Genomic DNA, 16,688 nt, shown 5'->3' on the forward strand with positions numbered 1-16,688 from the left:
GCCAATTTTCACGATCTGTCAAACGCGACGAGTCGCATATGGGGACCTATAAACTAGCTTAAGAAATAAACTTAAGCTAGTTTAAGAATCAGGATGACGGGATATAGGGCTACCCCTTCTTGTTACCGTCGACATGTCTATTTCGGTTTGATCAGGGGCATAACCTCTTTGCCGATCAGCTCAATGGCGTTCATCAACTGCGAATGGGTGAGGCCCGCGTTATCCATTTGAAAGGTAAACCGATCAACACCCCCCAGGGCTTCACTGTGCCGCATCAGTTTTTCGGCAACCTGTTCAGGGCCGCCAACCACTAGTACGCCTTCCGGCCCCATCAGGGAATCGAACTGAACTTTTGTTACCGGAGGCCAGCCGCGTTCACGGCCCAGTTTCGTCCATAATTCAGCGTAACCAGGATAATACTCAGCAACCGCTTGCTCATTGGTGCGCGCAACATAACCAGGTGAGTGCAAACCAACGGTTAATTGGTCAGGCGTAAATCCGGCTTTTCGACCGGCTTCCCGATAGAGATCGATCAGGGGACGGAATCGGGCTGTATAGCCACCGATTATGGCCACCATCAACGGAAGGCCCAGGCTGCCCGCCCGAATAAATGATTCAGGGGTACCGCCTACGCCGAGCCATACGGGCAGTTTAGGTTGTACAGACCTCGGGTAGACGGGCAGGTTCTGGATGGCCGGGCGAAACTTTCCTGACCAGGTAACAAACTCGTTATCACGTATTTTTAGTAATAAATCCAGCTTTTCCTGAAATAGCGCATCATAGTCGTGCAAATTAAACCCGAACAGCGGATAGGCTTCCACGGATGAACCCCGCCCCACCACGAGTTCGGCTCGTCCTTTGGAGACCAGATCTAAGGTGGCAAAATTCTGGTAAACCCGCACCGGATCAGCAGTGCTCAGTACGCTGACGGCGCTCGTCAGTCGGATCCGTTTTGTCCGACCGGCGGCAGCAGCCAGTATCACCGCCGTTGCCGAATCCAGAAATTCCTTTTTATGATGCTCGCCAATACCAAATACATCCAGACCAGCCTGGTCCGCAAAAACAATCCGATCCAGTAATTGCTCCATCGCGTCCACGCTGCTAAGCGTATGGGAGCCATACATGGCAGACGCGAAACTATCTATTCCTATTTCCATGCTACAATCTTATTGGTCAGGCTACCAACAGAGCCTGATATTTACGGCTAGTCGTACTACACGGCAAGCTATATAGTAAAGCCGAGTCGGCCTGTTAGCGTTCCCCGCTTTGGCTGACTACTGGCAAAAGACCAAATTACGGAATAGTACCAGCCATCAAACCCATTTTTAGCTAACTGATAATGGGCCAGTTCCGGTCTTTTTAGGGTAAGCAGTCTGTGGGAAGCTTACTCCATTTGTAATCACCCTCTTTGTGGATTGGCGAGACTTCATATTTTAAATTCCATTCTTTTATGGCTTCTAAAATTGGTAAAAAAGCCAAGCCTTTTTCAGACAACTTATAATCTACCCTTGGCGGTAGTTCCTTATAGGCCAATCGTTCCAATAAGCCATCCTCTTCCAACTCTTTTAACTGTTCGGTCAGTACTTTCCTTGAAATGTGGGGTACGATGGCGTCTAACTGACCAAAACGCATGGTTCGGGTGCCAATGACATTGATAATGATCGGCTTCCATTTATTACCAATGGTGCCAATAGCTCTCGTAAATGGGCAATTCGCGTTGCAAAAGCGGTCGTCTCTCATACTTAAAATTTGTAGTTACCCCATAGTAACCAGAATAAACTATTATAGTTTCAAAGATAAACTATTGATAGTTCCTTTGTGAAACAAATGTAAAAGTAGCTAAAAAATGAGTAAGCTAACAAGTAAAGTTGCCGTGATTACAGGTGGTAATAGTGGTATTGGATTGGGCATTGCCCAGGCGTTTAACCAGGAAGGGGCAGTAGGCGCTATTGTCGGCAGGAATCAGGAAACGTTAGCGAGTGCTGCGGCTCTGCTTGGCGATACGTTTATAGCCATCAATGCCGATGTAACCAACCTTACAGACCTGGAACGAGTGTTTAAAGAAACCGCTGAAAAATTTGGTAAAATAGATGTGATTGTAGCCAATGCGGGTGGTGGAACAATTGGAACAGTAGCAGATATAAGCGAAGCCGACTATGACAAGGCAATGGATCTGAACCTGAAGAGTGTCTACTTCACAGTTCAGAAAGCACTGCCTTATATGAATGAGGGGGGCTCTATTATTCTTATCGGGTCCAATGCCGCGCATCGGGCCTATTCCTCTTTTACGCTGTATGGCGCTGCCAAAGCGGCTGTTATCTATTTAGCAAAAGGATTGTCAAGCGACCTTTTAGATAGAAAGATCAGGGCAAATGTCATAACACCCGGTACAACCGATACACCCGCATTTGACAAGTTTGTTCCCGCCGAACAAATTGAAGCAGTAAAAAAACACTATGCAGGTGTAATGCCAATAGGCAGAATCGGGCAACCTTCTGACATTGGTAAAACAGCGGTTTTCCTGGCCTCCGATGATTCTTCGTTTATGCTGGGTGCCGAACTCCTAGTGGATGGCGGTATGACCTATTTGTCTAAATAATTGAGTACACACGGGCACGCGTTCAAGTTCGTGCCATTACTGATTTTCAACATGAGTACATCAGAAAACAACGTAGCAAACTACGCCATTATCGGCTTCGGCAAAATCGGCAAGGCCCTGGCCAAGGCTTTTGCCCGCAAAGGCATTGAGGTATCCGTTGCCACCACGCGTGACCCGGAACGCTTTGCAGCCGATGCGGCCGCGATCGGTTCCACGATCATTCCCACCACACTCACGGAAGCTGTTAAGGCAGACATCATCTTTTTGGCGGTGCGTTTTGACGCGCACCCGGATGTTGCCAAGGCGCTGCCCACCTGGCAGGGGAAAACTATCGTCGATGTGACCAATGCCTACGGCGTACCCCCTGAGCAACTGGGAGGACAGCCTTCCGGCAGGGTTGTCGCCCAGGCCTTCACGGGTGGGAAACTGGTCAAGGGCTTCAACCATTTGGGCGCTGCCATCCTAGAACAAGATCCGGCCGTTCATGGTGGCAGGCGAGTCGTGTACCTGGCAAGCGACGATGACGACGCAGCAACGGAGGTTGGTGCGCTTACCGAAAACCTCGGTTTTGCACCTGTCCAACTGGGCGGAATTTCGGAAGGCGGACTGCTGGTGCAGGCGCGCGGAAACAGCTGGGGTCAACTGATCTTTATGGACTTGGTCAAGTTCGACTGATGAGTCGTTATCGCAACTGTCAATGCGATCCTGCTTAGTGGACAAAGTGAACTACAGATTAATTGAAGCGACTAAACTGAGTTTGTCGCTCAACCATAAATTAATAAACGGAATGAGTAAATTAAAAAACAAAGTAGCGGTCGTTACCGGTGCGTCAAAAGGGATAGGTGCATCGATCGCAAAACACGTTGCGGCAGAAGGCGCCAAGGTGGTTGTGAATTATGCCTCCAGTAAAGAAGGCGCCGATAGAGTGGTAAAGGAGATCACAGACAGGGGAGGAATCGCCATTGCAGTACAGGCCGATGTATCGAATGAAGCCGATGTAACCCGGCTGTTTGACGAAACAAAGAAGGCGTTCGGTACCCTGGATATTTTGGTCAACAACGCCGTCTTTCAGCAATTTTTACCAGTTGAACAGGCCTCAGTAGCCGCTTTTCATCAGCATTTCAACGTCAATGTGTTGGGCCCTGTCCTGACCATCCAGGCAGCTTTAAACCTGTTTGGTTCTACGGGCGGCACGATCATCAATATCAGTTCGGGTGCCAGCAAATCGCCGATGGCGGGCGTGTCGTTATATTCGGCTACGAAAGCAGCCTTAGATGCCCTAACGATTTCATTGTCGAAAGAACTGGGAGCAAAAAACGTTCGAATAAACTCGATTTTGCCGGGCGCTACGGAAACCGAAGGTGCAACCAGTGCTGGTGTAACGGCTGGTAGTGAGTATGAGAAACTATTTATTGCCAATACCCCGCTGGGTCGTAGGGGCCAGCCCGAAGATATTGCCAAAGCGGCCGTTTTTCTGGCTTCCGATGATGCTGCGTGGATCACGGGCGAGCAACTTTCGGTTTCGGGTGGTATGTATGGTTTTTAAATCAGTAATACCACTACTTTGTCCCAAAAGCAAAAAGCCACAGATACACCAGTTATCTGTGGCTTTTTGCTTTTGGGGCAACCCATTTGGGAGACGTATCCACCTACCGCCTATCGATTCGATACAGCCTTCCGGCGTCCGTAATGGCATATAAGGCTCCGTCCGGTCCCTGGGTTATATCCCGGAAACGCTGACCCTCACTCGCCAGCAATCGTTCTTCACCGACAACCCGATTAGCTTCGATCACCAGTCGGACAATGTGCATTCCACTCAGCGCCCCAATAAATAGATTGTTTTGCCACTCTGGAATACGATTGCCGGTGTAGAAGGTCATGCCACTGGGCGATACCACCGGGTCCCAATAGTAAACGGGCTGTTCCATGCCTGCTCGCTGCTGGATGCCATCTCCCAGGCGTTGTCCACTATAGTCGATCCCGTACGTAATGATGGGCCAGCCATAATTCGCCCCGGGCTGGATGCGGTTGATTTCATCTCCTCCCCGAGGGCCTAGTTCGCCTTCCCATAAATCACCCGTTACCGGATGGATCGCTAGTCCGTGCTGATTTCGGTGGCCAATAGAATACAATTCGGGACGGGTATCCGCCTGCCCGGCGAACGGATTACCCGGAGCGGCCATGCCATCGGTTGTGATCCGGACAATCTTACCCACTGCTGAGTTCAGGGCTTGGGCCTGTACCCGAATGCCCGGATCGGAACGGTCGCCACTACTCACGATCAGGTTTCCGGTCCGGTCAAAAATAACCCGGCTGCCGTACTGATTAACGCCTGTATACGCTGGCGTAGCCCGGTAGATAACCGTTACGCCTTCAAGTGCGGTTTCATTGGCTGAAAGCCTGCCCTTGGCAACGGCCAGTAGACTACCCGTAGCGCCCCGCTCCGAAAAGCTCCAGTAAACCATGCGATTGGTCGTAAAGGCGGGATCGACGCACAAGCCTAGCAAGCCACCCTGACCACTGCTATTGACCGCCGGTATGCCGCTAAGCGGAGCACTCACTTGCCCGGAAGCCGTGACCAGTCGCATCGTGCCTGCTTTTTCGGTGATGAGGAATCGGCCGTCCGGCAGGCTGGCAATGCCCCATGGACTCGCAAGGGTTGACGTTAAAACGGTGCTTGTGAAGGGGGTGGTGGTACGAACACCTGCCACTCGGGTTTGTCCCGAAAATGCGGGACTGTAGGTTGAGTTGGGCGGGTTCGTTTCAACCGGTGATGTACTTGTTGTCGTTGTTCCGGAAGTCGGCGGAGTTGTTCCTGTAGGGGTAGCTGGCGTATCGCTATCCGTTTTGCAAGAGGCCACCGCTAGTAGGGTACCGGCGGCAATAATGAGCAGTTGAGTTTTCATAGTTGTTGCGTTGAGTGGTAACGTCAATAAGTAGAGAAAGCCGGATTAACTGATTCGGCCTTCTCTAGTCTGTGTTTTCGCTAATTTACCTTCGCCGAATTAGCAGCCTTCTCGATCACATCCAGTCTGGCTTTCCGTTGATCGGGCGTACTGGCGGCTGTTCCATCGGATTTGAATTCGAAGACCTCATTCTTTTTTGGATCGTAGACCGGCCATTGGGGCAGTCCCTTGCCATTGGGATTACCCGTCCTGGCGAAGTTGGCCCAGTAGGTGTTCATCAGGCTGGCCACTTCTTTGTCTTTCGGTGTCACAGTAACGCCATTCCGGTCTCTCAGATTGTCGAACACATACCCAATTTCGGATGCGTGTGCTGCGCCAAAGCGCATCCTGGCCTGCAAGGCGGTGGGAACATAGGAAAAAAGATAGAGGTAAGCCGGTGCGCCTTTAGCGACAAAGGACCGTGCGGAGAACCGGGCTGGCTCCGCCCAAACCTTATCGGTGTTGACTAGGGAGAGCATTTTAGCGAAATCCGTCATACCATCTGGATCGTAGGCAGCGGTCATTTCATCTTTTAGGGGCGCAAACATAGCCAGCAATTCCTCCTTCGATCGGGCATTGACAAAGCCAGCGGGCACTTCGGCACTGTTCGACCCGATGAGCAGCGGAACCTTCGCCTGCCTGCCCGCTTTAAAGGCACTCTCAGCCGTTTCTACCACGAGCTTACCATCGAGAATCGGGCCTGAGTAGGTTGGCGGGCCACCCTGACCAGCCGTTTCCTGTCCACCATCAACAATCTCGGCCGCAGAGAGCGCCCGGAGTTTGGCCAACGCAGCGGCATCTGTACCCTCAATGCTATATCGCTTGGCGAAGTTTACGCCCATAGTTTCTGCTGAAATTGGGTAATTGACATCCGCGTTTTCTTTGTTGATCGGTCGACCGGTCAGCACACCGTCGCGGGCACCACCTGATTCACTGATCGCTTTCTGGAAAAGACCTTTTGCAGACGGTATCGACAGCAATGAAAGCACCGAGACACCACCGGCCGACTCTCCGAAAATGGTCACGTTTTTGGGATCTCCGCCAAACGCGGCAATGTTCTGTTGTACCCACTTGAGCGCAGCAATCTGGTCCATATATGCATAGTTGCCCTTGGGCTCTTCCGGATGTTCTTTACTCAGCGCGGGGAACGCGAAGAAGCCAAGCCGACCCAGCCGGTAGTTGAACGTGACCAGCATGACGCCCTGTTTCGCAAACTGAGTCCCATTGTAATCTGGCTGAGAGCCGCTGCCAAATACGAAGGCTCCTCCGTAAATCCACACCATAACCGGAAGCTTTGTTTTGGCCGTTGCATTGGCTGGTTTCCACAAATTGAGAAACAGGCAATCTTCGGAGGATGTTGTCGACATGGCGGCAGCACCCGGCCCAAAGCCCCGCTGCGGGGGATCGGCTCCAAACTGACTGGCATCACGCTCTCCCTGCCAGGTAGGAGCTGGTTGGGGTGGGCGCCAGCGATTAGCCCCAATCGGGGCGGCTGCATACGGAATGCCTTTGAAGCTGGAAACATCTCCCTCGGTCACACCACGCACGACGCCCGATGCCGTCTGAACCGTAGGCCCAGTTTGTTGTGCCTGTAAGGCATAAGTAATCAAAAAGGAAAACCCCAGAATTAGTTGCTTCACAGTACTCGCGTTTAGGTGATTATAGGTTGCAGCAGATTAGGCTACCCGACAAAGGTCACCTATATGTATGGAGTAACTGGTATACAGATTACGGATGTTACTACCATTATTACTGATTTAATTGGGGCAAACCACGCCAGAAGGTCTGTAAAGACTATCTTTGGCGATCGTGGAAACTTCCTATTTAATACGTGTAAAGTGTAGTTTCTGGTAATACGTGAACGGATTGAACTCCTTCCTAGTCTATCGCCGGGCTTTGCCGATAGTTTCGAACCCTATTTAGTCTAAACCCTGACCAATAAAGCTTATGAACCGAATTGATCGCCGAACATTTTTAGGGAATCTGTCGCTGGTTACGGCCGCTATGGCTGCACCCCAATATGGGTTTCCGTCGATTGCGAAAGCCGACGAGTTTGTTGAGGTGAATACCACGCATGGCCGTATTAAAGGTATGCGAAATGAGGGGGTAAGTGTCTTCAAAGGTATACCGTACGCAGGGCGTATCTCCGGTGACCGGCGCTTTCGGCGACCGGCTCCCCTCGAACCCTGGACGGGTGTTCGGGATGCGTTGCAATTTGGTGCACCCGCCATCCAGGCACCGCGTCGGAACGAACCCGCTCCAGCCGAAGATTGCCTGTTCCTGAATGTGTGGACGCCCGCCAGCGACAATCGCAAACGCCCGGTGATGTTCTACAGCCACGGCGGTGGGTTTGTGATTGGCTCGGGGGCTTCGGGCGGTCAGGATGGATCGAATCTGGCTCGTAACTTCGACGTAGTGGTCGTTGAAACCAACCACCGCTTAGGCTTGCTGGGCTTTCTGTATCTGGATGAGCTAGCCGGGTCCGACTATGCTGGCTCTGGCAATATGGGTATGCTCGATATTGTGGATGGGCTAAAATGGGTCCATGATAACATTGCGCAGTTTGGGGGCGATCCGAATAATGTGATGATCTGGGGTGAATCGGGTGGGGGAGCCAAAACGTCCTGCTTATATGCCATGCCTTCAGCAGCTCCTTATTTTAACAAAGCCTCCATTGAAAGTGGGCCGGGAGTTCGGATGACGCCGAAGGAGACGGCTGCTGAAACAACCGCTCTACTGCTGAAAGAACTAAACATTGCGCCTAAAGACTGGCGTAAATTATTGGATATACCAGCGGCCGACTTGCTGGTCATGCAGGGCAAACTGCCTTCTGTTGCCCCGTTTCTCGGGAAAAGTAACACGAAGGGAGCCGCCCCCCGTCGGGCTGGAGGATTTGGTCCTGTTGTCGACGGCCATGCGCTACCTCATCATCCCTTTGACCCGACGGCCCCTGACCTATCTCGAAATAAACCGTTGTTAGTTGGCTGGAATGAGGATGAGTTCACTTTTTTTGCCTGGGAGCGCAAAGACACGGAGTTTGCCAAACTGGATTTCGAGGGATTACAGAAACGGCTGGAGCCCCAGTACGGTGAGGATACGCCTAAACTGATCGAAGCCTATCGCAAAGCCACACCCAACGCGACGGCCCCGCAACTCTATATCGCCATTTCTTCTATTGCGATGATGGGCCTGGGCTCGGTAGACATTGCGGAAAAAAAGGTCAAACAGGGGGGAGCGCCGGTTTACCTGTATAATTTCGGCTACAAGTCCGAGAAACCGATTCCCGGTACGGATTATCCGATGGGTACGCCCCACGCCATGGATATTTCCTTCAAGTTCAACAATGAAATTCCGCCCCGCGACGGCTCTGCGCCTAAGGAAAGCTTCTTCGGGGGCAATCGACCCGAACGCTTCGTGGCTTCACGTCACTTTGCCGAACTGTGGACCACCTTCGCCCGGACAGGTAAACCAGCTGCCAACGATGTGCCCCAGTGGCCAGCCTATAACCTCAAAACCCGACCCACGATGCGGATCGATGCCACCTGTGAAGTGATTGACAATCGGTTCAGCCAGGAACTGGCACTATGGCGGTCCATTGGGAAATTGTAATTAACTCCGACTATGAAATTGACTAAAATTCTCGGAGCGTGCTTTTGGGCAACGTCCTTCCTGCTGGCCCTCCAATTGCCCGCCCAGCCAATAAATCCTGACATACTAACAAAGCCCTGGAAAGCGCAATGGATCACCGGACCCGGTAGACCCATCAATCGGTTCACGGCAGCCTCTGATCTCACCCTGAAAGAGTATGGCGTTGTCAAATTCAGAAAAACGATCACGTTGAACGCCAAACCCACGTCATTCGTCATTCACGTGTCGGGGGATAATCGCTACAAGCTGTTTGTCAATGGCAGGCAGGTGGGGCAGGGTCCCGCCCGTGGCGATCTGTACTTCTGGAATTTTGAGACGGTTGACATTGCCCCCTACCTACAGGCGGGAAATAATCTGGTAGCGGCTGTGGTCTGGAACGATGGCCGTCAAAAGCCGGAAGCCCAGATTTCGTATCTGACCGGGTTTATCGTGCAGGGTAATACGGCCGCCGAAGAAATCCTCAATACGGACGATAGCTGGAAGGCTGCTAAAGACGACAGTTACCAACCCTTGCCGGTGCGTGTGCCGGGATATTACGTGGCCGGTCCTTCAGAACTAGTCGACATGAGCAAGCACCTGAAAGGGTGGGAGCGGGTGGATTTTACTGACAGCAACTGGACCAAAGCGCGTACGATTGGACCAGGTATAACCAAAGCTACGGCCGTCAACTCGACGGGCTGGATGCTGGTGCCGTCGCCCCTGCCACCCATGGAAATGACTCAACAGCGGCTGGTGGCCACCCGCAAGGCCGAAGGCGTCGACGTACCGGCGAGTTTCCCCGCTACGCCCACGAAAGTAACTATTCCAGCCAACACAAAGGCGACCATTCTGCTCGATCAGGGAATGCTCACTAACGCCTATCCAACACTCGCTTTTAGCGGTGGGAAGGAGGCCACGCTTTCGATGGGCTATGCGGAAGCCCTTTATTTGCCGAGAGCACCCAGTACAGGCTCAGGCCGTCCGGCTCCACCCGCCAAAGGGAACCGCAACGACGTGGAAGGGAAGACCTTCATCGGTAAAGCGGATAGTGTGTTATCCTATGGATCGGCCAATCAGGTGTATAGTCCGCTATGGTGGCGAACGTATCGCTATATACGCCTGATGGTCAACACGAAAGCGGAACCATTGGTCATCGATGACTTGTATGGCACGTTTACCGGCTATCCGTTCGAGGCAAAAGCCAAACTCCAGACGGAGAACGCTGAACTTGGCAAGATGCTCGACATCGGCTGGCGAACGGCCCGGTTGTGCGCCTTTGAAACCTACATGGATTGCCCCTACTATGAGCAGTTGCAATACATTGGCGATGCGCGGATACAGGCTATGGTTTCGCTTTTCTACGCGGGCGACGACCGATTGGCGCGTTATGGGCTGACGTTGATGGACCATTCTCGTATCCCCGAAGGCATCACCCTGAGCCGGTACCCTACTGATCTGCATCAGCAAATTCCCACGTTTTCGCTGTGGTGGGTGGCTATGCTTCACGACTATTATATGTACCGGCCCGACAGCCAGTTTATTAAAGACAAGTTACCCGGTGCCCGACAAGTGTTGTCATTTTTTGAACGCTACCAGCAGGCCGATGGCTCGCTGAAGAACGTTCCCTACTGGGTATTTACGGACTGGACACAGGGAAAAGGGTGGAATTTCGGGATGGCCCCAATCGGTCAGCAGGGCGAATCGGCGGTGCTGGATATGCAGCTCATGTGGACCTACCAGTTAGCCGCTGATCTCGAAAAGCAGTTGGGCGTAACCGAGTTAGCCACGCTCTATCTGCGCCGGGCTGAGCAGTTAAAACAAACCATTCAGCGAAAATACTGGAATCCGGGTAAGCAATTGTACGCTGATACGGAAGCTAAGGACACCTATTCCCAGCACGCTAATTCGTTAGCCATCTTAGCAGGCGTACCGCCAGTAAGCCAGGTTAAGCTGATTGCCGGAAAAATGCTGACGGATACGACGCTGGCACCCGCTTCGATCTATTTTAAATATTATCTCCACCAGGCGCTCGTTCAGGCGGGCCTGGGTAATGACTACCTAAACTGGTTGGGCAAATGGAAAGAGAACATGGCGATGGGGCTAACCACCTGGGCCGAAACGTCAGACGTGAACACATCCCGTTCCGATTGCCATGCTTGGGGAGCCAGCCCTAACATTGAGTTCTTCCGCACCATTCTTGGTATAGAAAGCGGTGCTCCCGGCTTTACCAGCGTCAGGATTACGCCCCACCTGGGTTCCATTCGTTCGATTAGTGGAGAAATGCCCCATCCCAATGGGAAGGTTGCTGTTAATTACAGGGTTCAGCAAGGGGCACTACGGGCTGACATTTCACTTCCGCCAAAAACCACCGGTAGTTTTGTCTGGAAAGGAAAGACACATGTACTCAAAGCTGGAAAAAATAGCCTTGCGTTATAAAGCAAACTCTTGTCTGACTATCAGTCTTTCTTACTCGTAATGATTTGTTTCCCGGTCTAAAAAAACGCGACGGTAGGGGCAAAACGAGCCCAGCTAAAACCGGGCAGTTGTGCCTAGCCAATGATCCTAATAGGTCGAACGAGCTAAATTAATTTCAGCACTTGAAGCCAGATCAGCTGATATGAATTCAGAGGACTATAAAGAGCTAATTCTGGAATTAGCCTATGAATGGGCCAGAGCCAGGCTACCCGGTAAGCGTATATCCTACGGTAACTGCATTGAACTGATTGCTGAACTATTACTCATAACTCGGGACAGGGATCGTACCAGAGAAATTTTCATGGCTGTGCTTAGTCAGGCAATTGACCTAGATAAAACATCAGCCTGGGTTGAAAATGAACTCTTTTTTGAAGTTATGGCGATAACCTTCGACGGAAACAGAGAGGATGCATTGAAATATGATTTGAAACTCACTAAAATCGTTGGTGATCAGGCGCTTGACCTATACAATGAACGTCGAAAAAGGTTTTTGCAGGACAATTGAGGCTGACCGTAAGTTGAATTTCTTGTCTCGTTTAGCCTGGATTTTAGCCAGGCTGGTTTAGCGGTATATAGGGCACCAGTTCGCCAATCAGATCAACGACCGATTTTTACGACCAACTGCACTGGTTGCTCTTTTTGGTTGTTTGGCGGTGTTTGCCGGTCGTTTGTCTGAAAATTTTCCTGCATCTGGAAATAGTGTATTATCTTGCTTAAGTGGAACTTTTCCTGGGTTTTTCTCAGCTAATATCTACTACCGTCTAAGGTAGGTTTAACAGAAATTCAGGGTGATTTGGCTCGGTTAAATCAGTAATATTGGTAGTAATATCCGTAATCTGTATACCAATCGGTAGGCGTATAAACGAGACATTTGTTCGGATACTATCGAGTTCAATTAGCGGATGGCGGCCCGCTCAGATCTTGTTTTCGAGCGTTGCTGGCTACCATCTCAACGGAGCATAAGGGCATGAAAGAAATTAACCGTATACTGGCCATTTATGATCAGATTGACCATGCTCAGCGTAAAGTGGCATTGGCAACGGTCGTTTATGTAGAAGGGTCGGCCTACCGACGGCCCGGTGCCCGGATGCTGGTGAGTGACGATGGCCGCTGGGAAGGAGCCATCAGTGGTGGCTGTCTGGAAGGGGATGCCCTGCGCAAAGCCCGCCAGGTCATGCTCGATGGCAAGCCCATGGTCGTGCGCTACGATACCATGGATGATGACGCCAATAGCCTGGGGGTTGGCCTGGGTTGCAATGGCATCATCGACGTATTTATTGAGCCTATCGATCCCGCCGATTCAACCAACCCGATTGCCTTGTTGCGCGAATTTAGTTTGCTTCGTGACCGGCGCGTTATCGCCACCGTTTGCCGTAGCACAAGTGGAACAGGCATATGGGAGGGGAGTCGCTTTGTGCTCACGGGGCAACCAACGGATCAGATTCCAGGCTGGCTTCGGCAGGATATGGAACTGGTCATGGAGGTCGGCAAGCCGTTGACGTCAATTATACCGGTTGTCGGTGGTTTCGTCGACGTGTTTATCGAGCGCCTGGATCCGGGTATTGAGCTGGTTATTTTCGGGGCGGGTTACGATACGATTCCGCTCACCCGGCTAGCTACCGAAATCGGCTGGCGGGTTACGGTGACCGAAGATTGCATTGCCCACCTGGCACCCAAACGCTTTCCGGAGGCAACCTGCCTGCTCTATGCCGATGCCGATGCAGTGACCGATAAACTTGTCTTCACGGATCGGACAGCTGCGATCCTGATGTCGCACAACTACAAGTACGACCTGGCGGTGCTGACCAACTTGCTATCGACCCAAGTTCCCTACATTGGCGTACTTGGTCCGCGGAAACGCTATGATAAAATGAAGAACCAGTGGGATAAAACGGGCCCGTCTTTTGCCCCATCAGTGCTGAAGCGGGTGCATTCACCCATTGGCTTAGACCTGGGAGCCGAAACCCCCGATGAGATCGCACTGTCCATTTTAAGTGAAATCAAAGCCTTTTTCAGCCAGCGGAACGGCGGATTTTTAACTGACCGAACCGGACCGATTCATGAGCGGATATCGCTTGAAGAGGAACAGTTTTTAGCCTAATCGCGATTATACGAATCGACCGATACTAGTTCAATTTAAACCCTTTATCTCTTACCACTGTGGCAAAATATAGCTTAAAAATCAACGGTAAAATCAGGCAGCTGGACGTCGATCCAGCCACGCCCATGCTTTGGGTGCTACGCGATCACCTGGATATGCCCGGCACCAAATACGGCTGCGGCATTGCCCAGTGCGGAGCCTGCACGGTTCATTTAAACGGAACAGCAGTACGTTCCTGCCAACTACCCGTTTCGGCCGTAGGCAAAGAAGCCATCACCACCATCGAAGGGCTGTCGGCGAATGGCGACCATCCGGTGCAAAAAGCGTGGCTGGAACACGATGTGGCGCAGTGTGGCTATTGCCAGTCGGGGCAAATGATGAGCGCGGCTTCCTTGCTAAAGACTAACCCGAAGCCCACCGATGCCGACATCGATGCGGCCATGAGTGGCAATATCTGCCGGTGTGGAACGTATTTACGCATCAAAGAGGCTATCAAATCAGCATCTAAAAAATAATGCCTAATGCATGATGGATAATGCACAATGATTATCAGCCATTATCCATTATGCATCCGCGGCCGCCCGTGCGATCCATTATTCATATCCCTTAATGACATGACTACAAATAAAACATCCGTTACCAGGCGTTCTTTCTTAAAGGCTTCGCTGCTGTCAGGTGGTGGCATGCTACTCAGTGTGAGCTGGCTATCCAACGCGAAAGCGGCCGATAAACTACAGGCGCTGAATGTACCCGAGCAATGGGCGCAACTGAACGGTTATATACAGATTACCCCCGATAACGTTATCAAACTCATATGCCCTAACCCGGAGTTTGGGCAGAACGTGATGACGTCGCTGCCGATGATGGTGGCCGAAGAACTGGATGCCGACTGGAAAAACGTGGTGGTTGAAATGGGACCGCACGACAACGCCAAATTAGGTCCCCAGTTTACGGGAGGCAGTAACTCGGTTCGCATGTACTGGAAACCACTCCGGGAAGCCGGGGCAGCCGCTCGCCAGATGTTGTGCGAAGCAGCCGCTCAGACATGGAGCGTGCCCGTCGGCGAAGTGACGACCAAAGCGGGCGTATTGCATCACGCGAGCGGGAAGTCGGCCAAGTATGGCGAAATGGCCGGTAAAGCCGCTACGTTGGCTGTGCCCAAAGGCATGAAGCTGAAAGCCCCCCAAGACTTTACCATTGTCAGAAATTCCAAGAAGAATGTTGAAGGGAAAAAAATAGTTACCGGCAAGCCCCTTTTCGGATTGGACTATCGGGCAGATGGGATGTTGATCGCTATGATTCAGCATCCGCCTGGGTTCGGGATGAAACTTAAATCGTTCGATGCCTCGCAAACCATTAAAATGCCGGGTATCAAGGATGTGTTCACCCTAAAACTGTACCCGGATGGTTTCGAGCAGGGCGGTTTCGACACCCGTACCTTCAATGAGTTGCTGGTCGTGGTGGGAAAATCCACCTGGGAGGTCATGAATGCCCGTAAGAAGCTGAAAGTGCAATGGGAACCCATCGGTGACACTAAGGATACCATGATGGGCCGGGGCGGCAAACGGGAAGTGGCGGTTCCCGGTGAGTTGGAAAGTACCGCTTCCCAGCTTGAAAAAATGGCAGAATGGGCCAAAAAGCCCGCGCAACAATTACGGAAAGACGGCGACCCAGAAACGGCCTTCAAAAATGCAGCTCAGGTCATCGAACGCACCTACAATGCGCCCTTTTTAGCCCACAACACCATGGAGCCGATGAATTTCTTCGCCCATGTAACGGATGAAAAAGCGGTAGTAGCCGGACCTCTGCAGGCACCGGGTTGGGCCGAACCCACGCTCTCGAAACTGTTAAACCTGCCTGCCGACAAGATTGAGATTCAGATGACGCGGATGGGCGGGGGCTTTGGTCGTCGGGCGTATAGTCAATATATGTATGAAGCGGCTCTGATCTCCAAACATGCCAAAGCCCCCATCAAACTGATCTACACCCGCGAAGATGACATGACCTATGGCATCTATCGGCCCATGTACACGGCTACGTATCGGGCGGCTCTGGATGCCAACAAGAATCTGATTGCCTTCCACGTGAAAGGGGGCGGCATACCGGAACATGCCATTCATGCCAATCGTTTCCCGGCCGGAGCCGTGGATAACTACCTGGCTGAAGGCTGGGAGATTCCGTCCAATATAACCATTGGTGCCTTCCGCGCTCCGCGCTCCAACTTCAATGCAGCCGCCGAGCAATCCTTCCTGGACGAAGTGGCCGAGGCTATGGGCAAAGACCCCATTGAGTTCAGACTTGACCTGTTAAAAAAGGCAAAGACGGCTCCCGTTGGCAAAAACAATGAGTATGATGCCGACCGATATGCGAGTGTACTCACGCTCGTACGCGACAAGTCGGGCTGGAATAAGCCGGGTAACGAGAAATACAATCGTGGCGTCGCGGCTTATTTCTGCCATAACTCCTACGCAGCCCACGTGGTCGACATGGTTACCCGGGATGGGGAACCGTATGTAGAACGCGTATTTAGTGCGATGGACTGCGGTATTGTGGTAAATCCCGATGCGGCCCGGAACATGGTGCAGGGCGCGGTAGTCGACGGAATCGGGAATGCGTTTTACGGTGCTCTGACGCACAAAAACGGGGCTGCCGATCAAAGCAATTTTCATAACTACCGGCTCATCCGGCATAACGAGGCCCCACAAAAGATTGAGGTTCACTTCGTGGAAAATGACCTCGATCCAACGGGCTTAGGCGAACCGCCTTTCCCACCAGTGTTTGGCGCAGTGGCCAACGCGTTGTACAAAAACAAGGGGAAGCGTTTTTACAATCAGCCCTTTAAGCCTGAGCTTGACAAGCGGATTTAAGGATAGTTAACTAGAACGCAGAAAGCCGGAGCTGAGTAGATCAATTCCGGCTTTCTGCGTTTAGGTCAGATAAG

General features: G+C 51.9%; 13 protein-coding genes. 9 read left to right on the forward strand and 4 right to left on the reverse strand.

Going from position 1 to position 16,688, the window contains the following annotated elements:
• Positions 1-137: 137 nt before the first annotated feature.
• Together ACYVGO_RS24550 and ACYVGO_RS24555 are read right to left on the reverse strand one after the other, a co-directional pair.
• The gene (locus ACYVGO_RS24550; RefSeq protein ID WP_460971535.1) at positions 138-1,157 is read right to left on the reverse strand and encodes an LLM class flavin-dependent oxidoreductase; all 1,020 of its coding nucleotides are present in this window, start codon (positions 1,155-1,157) and stop codon (positions 138-140) included.
• Positions 1,158-1,359: 202 nt separating this feature from the next.
• A complete protein-coding gene (locus ACYVGO_RS24555; RefSeq protein ID WP_460971536.1) occupies positions 1,360-1,740 on the reverse strand; it encodes a winged helix-turn-helix transcriptional regulator in 381 nt (126 codons plus the stop codon).
• 106 nt (positions 1,741-1,846) lie between these two features.
• Here ACYVGO_RS24555 and ACYVGO_RS24560 point away from each other — a divergent pair, with 106 nt between their 5' ends.
• The 3 genes from ACYVGO_RS24560 to ACYVGO_RS24570 all read left to right on the forward strand — a co-directional run bounded on the left by ACYVGO_RS24560 (position 1,847) and on the right by ACYVGO_RS24570 (position 4,145).
• Positions 1,847-2,599: an SDR family NAD(P)-dependent oxidoreductase gene (locus ACYVGO_RS24560; RefSeq protein ID WP_460971537.1), complete on the forward strand. Its 753-nt coding sequence runs from the start codon at positions 1,847-1,849 to the stop codon at positions 2,597-2,599.
• Positions 2,600-2,650: 51 nt separating this feature from the next.
• A complete protein-coding gene (locus ACYVGO_RS24565; RefSeq protein ID WP_460971538.1) occupies positions 2,651-3,274 on the forward strand; it encodes an NADPH-dependent F420 reductase in 624 nt (207 codons plus the stop codon).
• Positions 3,275-3,386: 112 nt separating this feature from the next.
• Positions 3,387-4,145 carry an SDR family NAD(P)-dependent oxidoreductase gene (locus ACYVGO_RS24570; RefSeq protein WP_460971539.1) on the forward strand — a complete coding sequence of 253 codons (759 nt, stop codon included), beginning with the start codon at positions 3,387-3,389 and terminating at the stop codon, positions 4,143-4,145.
• A gap of 103 nt (positions 4,146-4,248) precedes the next feature.
• Here ACYVGO_RS24570 and ACYVGO_RS24575 read toward each other — a convergent pair whose 3' ends face one another.
• Together ACYVGO_RS24575 and ACYVGO_RS24580 are read right to left on the reverse strand one after the other, a co-directional pair.
• On the reverse strand, positions 4,249-5,505 hold the full coding sequence (locus ACYVGO_RS24575; RefSeq protein WP_460971540.1) for a PQQ-dependent sugar dehydrogenase: 1,257 nt from the start codon (positions 5,503-5,505) through the stop codon (positions 4,249-4,251).
• 80 nt (positions 5,506-5,585) lie between these two features.
• On the reverse strand, positions 5,586-7,184 hold the full coding sequence (locus ACYVGO_RS24580; RefSeq protein ID WP_460971541.1) for a carboxylesterase/lipase family protein: 1,599 nt from the start codon (positions 7,182-7,184) through the stop codon (positions 5,586-5,588).
• 307 nt (positions 7,185-7,491) lie between these two features.
• Between ACYVGO_RS24580 and ACYVGO_RS24585 the strand changes: the two genes are divergently transcribed.
• The 6 genes from ACYVGO_RS24585 (at position 7,492) to ACYVGO_RS24610 (ending at position 16,614) form a co-directional block, all read left to right on the forward strand.
• Entirely contained in the window at positions 7,492-9,153 is a 1,662-nt protein-coding gene (locus tag ACYVGO_RS24585) for a carboxylesterase/lipase family protein (RefSeq protein WP_460971542.1), read from the forward strand.
• A 12-nt stretch (positions 9,154-9,165) separates the two neighbouring features.
• Positions 9,166-11,607 (forward strand): alpha-L-rhamnosidase-related protein, encoded by a 2,442-nt coding sequence (locus tag ACYVGO_RS24590; RefSeq protein WP_460971543.1) that lies wholly within the window; start codon positions 9,166-9,168, stop codon positions 11,605-11,607.
• Positions 11,608-11,788: 181 nt separating this feature from the next.
• On the forward strand, positions 11,789-12,151 hold the full coding sequence (locus ACYVGO_RS24595) for a hypothetical protein (RefSeq protein WP_460971544.1): 363 nt from the start codon (positions 11,789-11,791) through the stop codon (positions 12,149-12,151).
• A 462-nt stretch (positions 12,152-12,613) separates the two neighbouring features.
• On the forward strand, positions 12,614-13,747 hold the full coding sequence (locus ACYVGO_RS24600; protein WP_460971546.1) for an XdhC family protein: 1,134 nt from the start codon (positions 12,614-12,616) through the stop codon (positions 13,745-13,747).
• A gap of 59 nt (positions 13,748-13,806) precedes the next feature.
• Positions 13,807-14,262 (forward strand): (2Fe-2S)-binding protein, encoded by a 456-nt coding sequence (locus ACYVGO_RS24605; protein ID WP_142773472.1) that lies wholly within the window; start codon positions 13,807-13,809, stop codon positions 14,260-14,262.
• A 99-nt stretch (positions 14,263-14,361) separates the two neighbouring features.
• On the forward strand, positions 14,362-16,614 hold the full coding sequence (locus ACYVGO_RS24610; protein WP_460971547.1) for a xanthine dehydrogenase family protein molybdopterin-binding subunit: 2,253 nt from the start codon (positions 14,362-14,364) through the stop codon (positions 16,612-16,614).
• Positions 16,615-16,688: the final 74 nt, after the last annotated feature.

Source organism: Spirosoma migulaei (assembly GCF_054776855.1).

Coding starts and splice junctions, on each gene's coding strand:
- ACYVGO_RS24550 (WP_460971535.1), bottom strand. CDS start 1,157: ATGGAAATAGGAATAGATAGTTTCGCGTCTGCCATGTATGGCTCCCAT.
- ACYVGO_RS24575 (WP_460971540.1), bottom strand. CDS start 5,505: ATGAAAACTCAACTGCTCATTATTGCCGCCGGTACCCTACTAGCGGTG.
- ACYVGO_RS24590 (WP_460971543.1), top strand. CDS start 9,166: ATGAAATTGACTAAAATTCTCGGAGCGTGCTTTTGGGCAACGTCCTTC.
- ACYVGO_RS24610 (WP_460971547.1), top strand. CDS start 14,362: ATGACTACAAATAAAACATCCGTTACCAGGCGTTCTTTCTTAAAGGCT.
- ACYVGO_RS24560 (WP_460971537.1), top strand. CDS start 1,847: ATGAGTAAGCTAACAAGTAAAGTTGCCGTGATTACAGGTGGTAATAGT.
- ACYVGO_RS24585 (WP_460971542.1), top strand. CDS start 7,492: ATGAACCGAATTGATCGCCGAACATTTTTAGGGAATCTGTCGCTGGTT.
- ACYVGO_RS24595 (WP_460971544.1), top strand. CDS start 11,789: ATGAATTCAGAGGACTATAAAGAGCTAATTCTGGAATTAGCCTATGAA.
- ACYVGO_RS24565 (WP_460971538.1), top strand. CDS start 2,651: ATGAGTACATCAGAAAACAACGTAGCAAACTACGCCATTATCGGCTTC.
- ACYVGO_RS24555 (WP_460971536.1), bottom strand. CDS start 1,740: ATGAGAGACGACCGCTTTTGCAACGCGAATTGCCCATTTACGAGAGCT.
- ACYVGO_RS24600 (WP_460971546.1), top strand. CDS start 12,614: ATGAAAGAAATTAACCGTATACTGGCCATTTATGATCAGATTGACCAT.
- ACYVGO_RS24570 (WP_460971539.1), top strand. CDS start 3,387: ATGAGTAAATTAAAAAACAAAGTAGCGGTCGTTACCGGTGCGTCAAAA.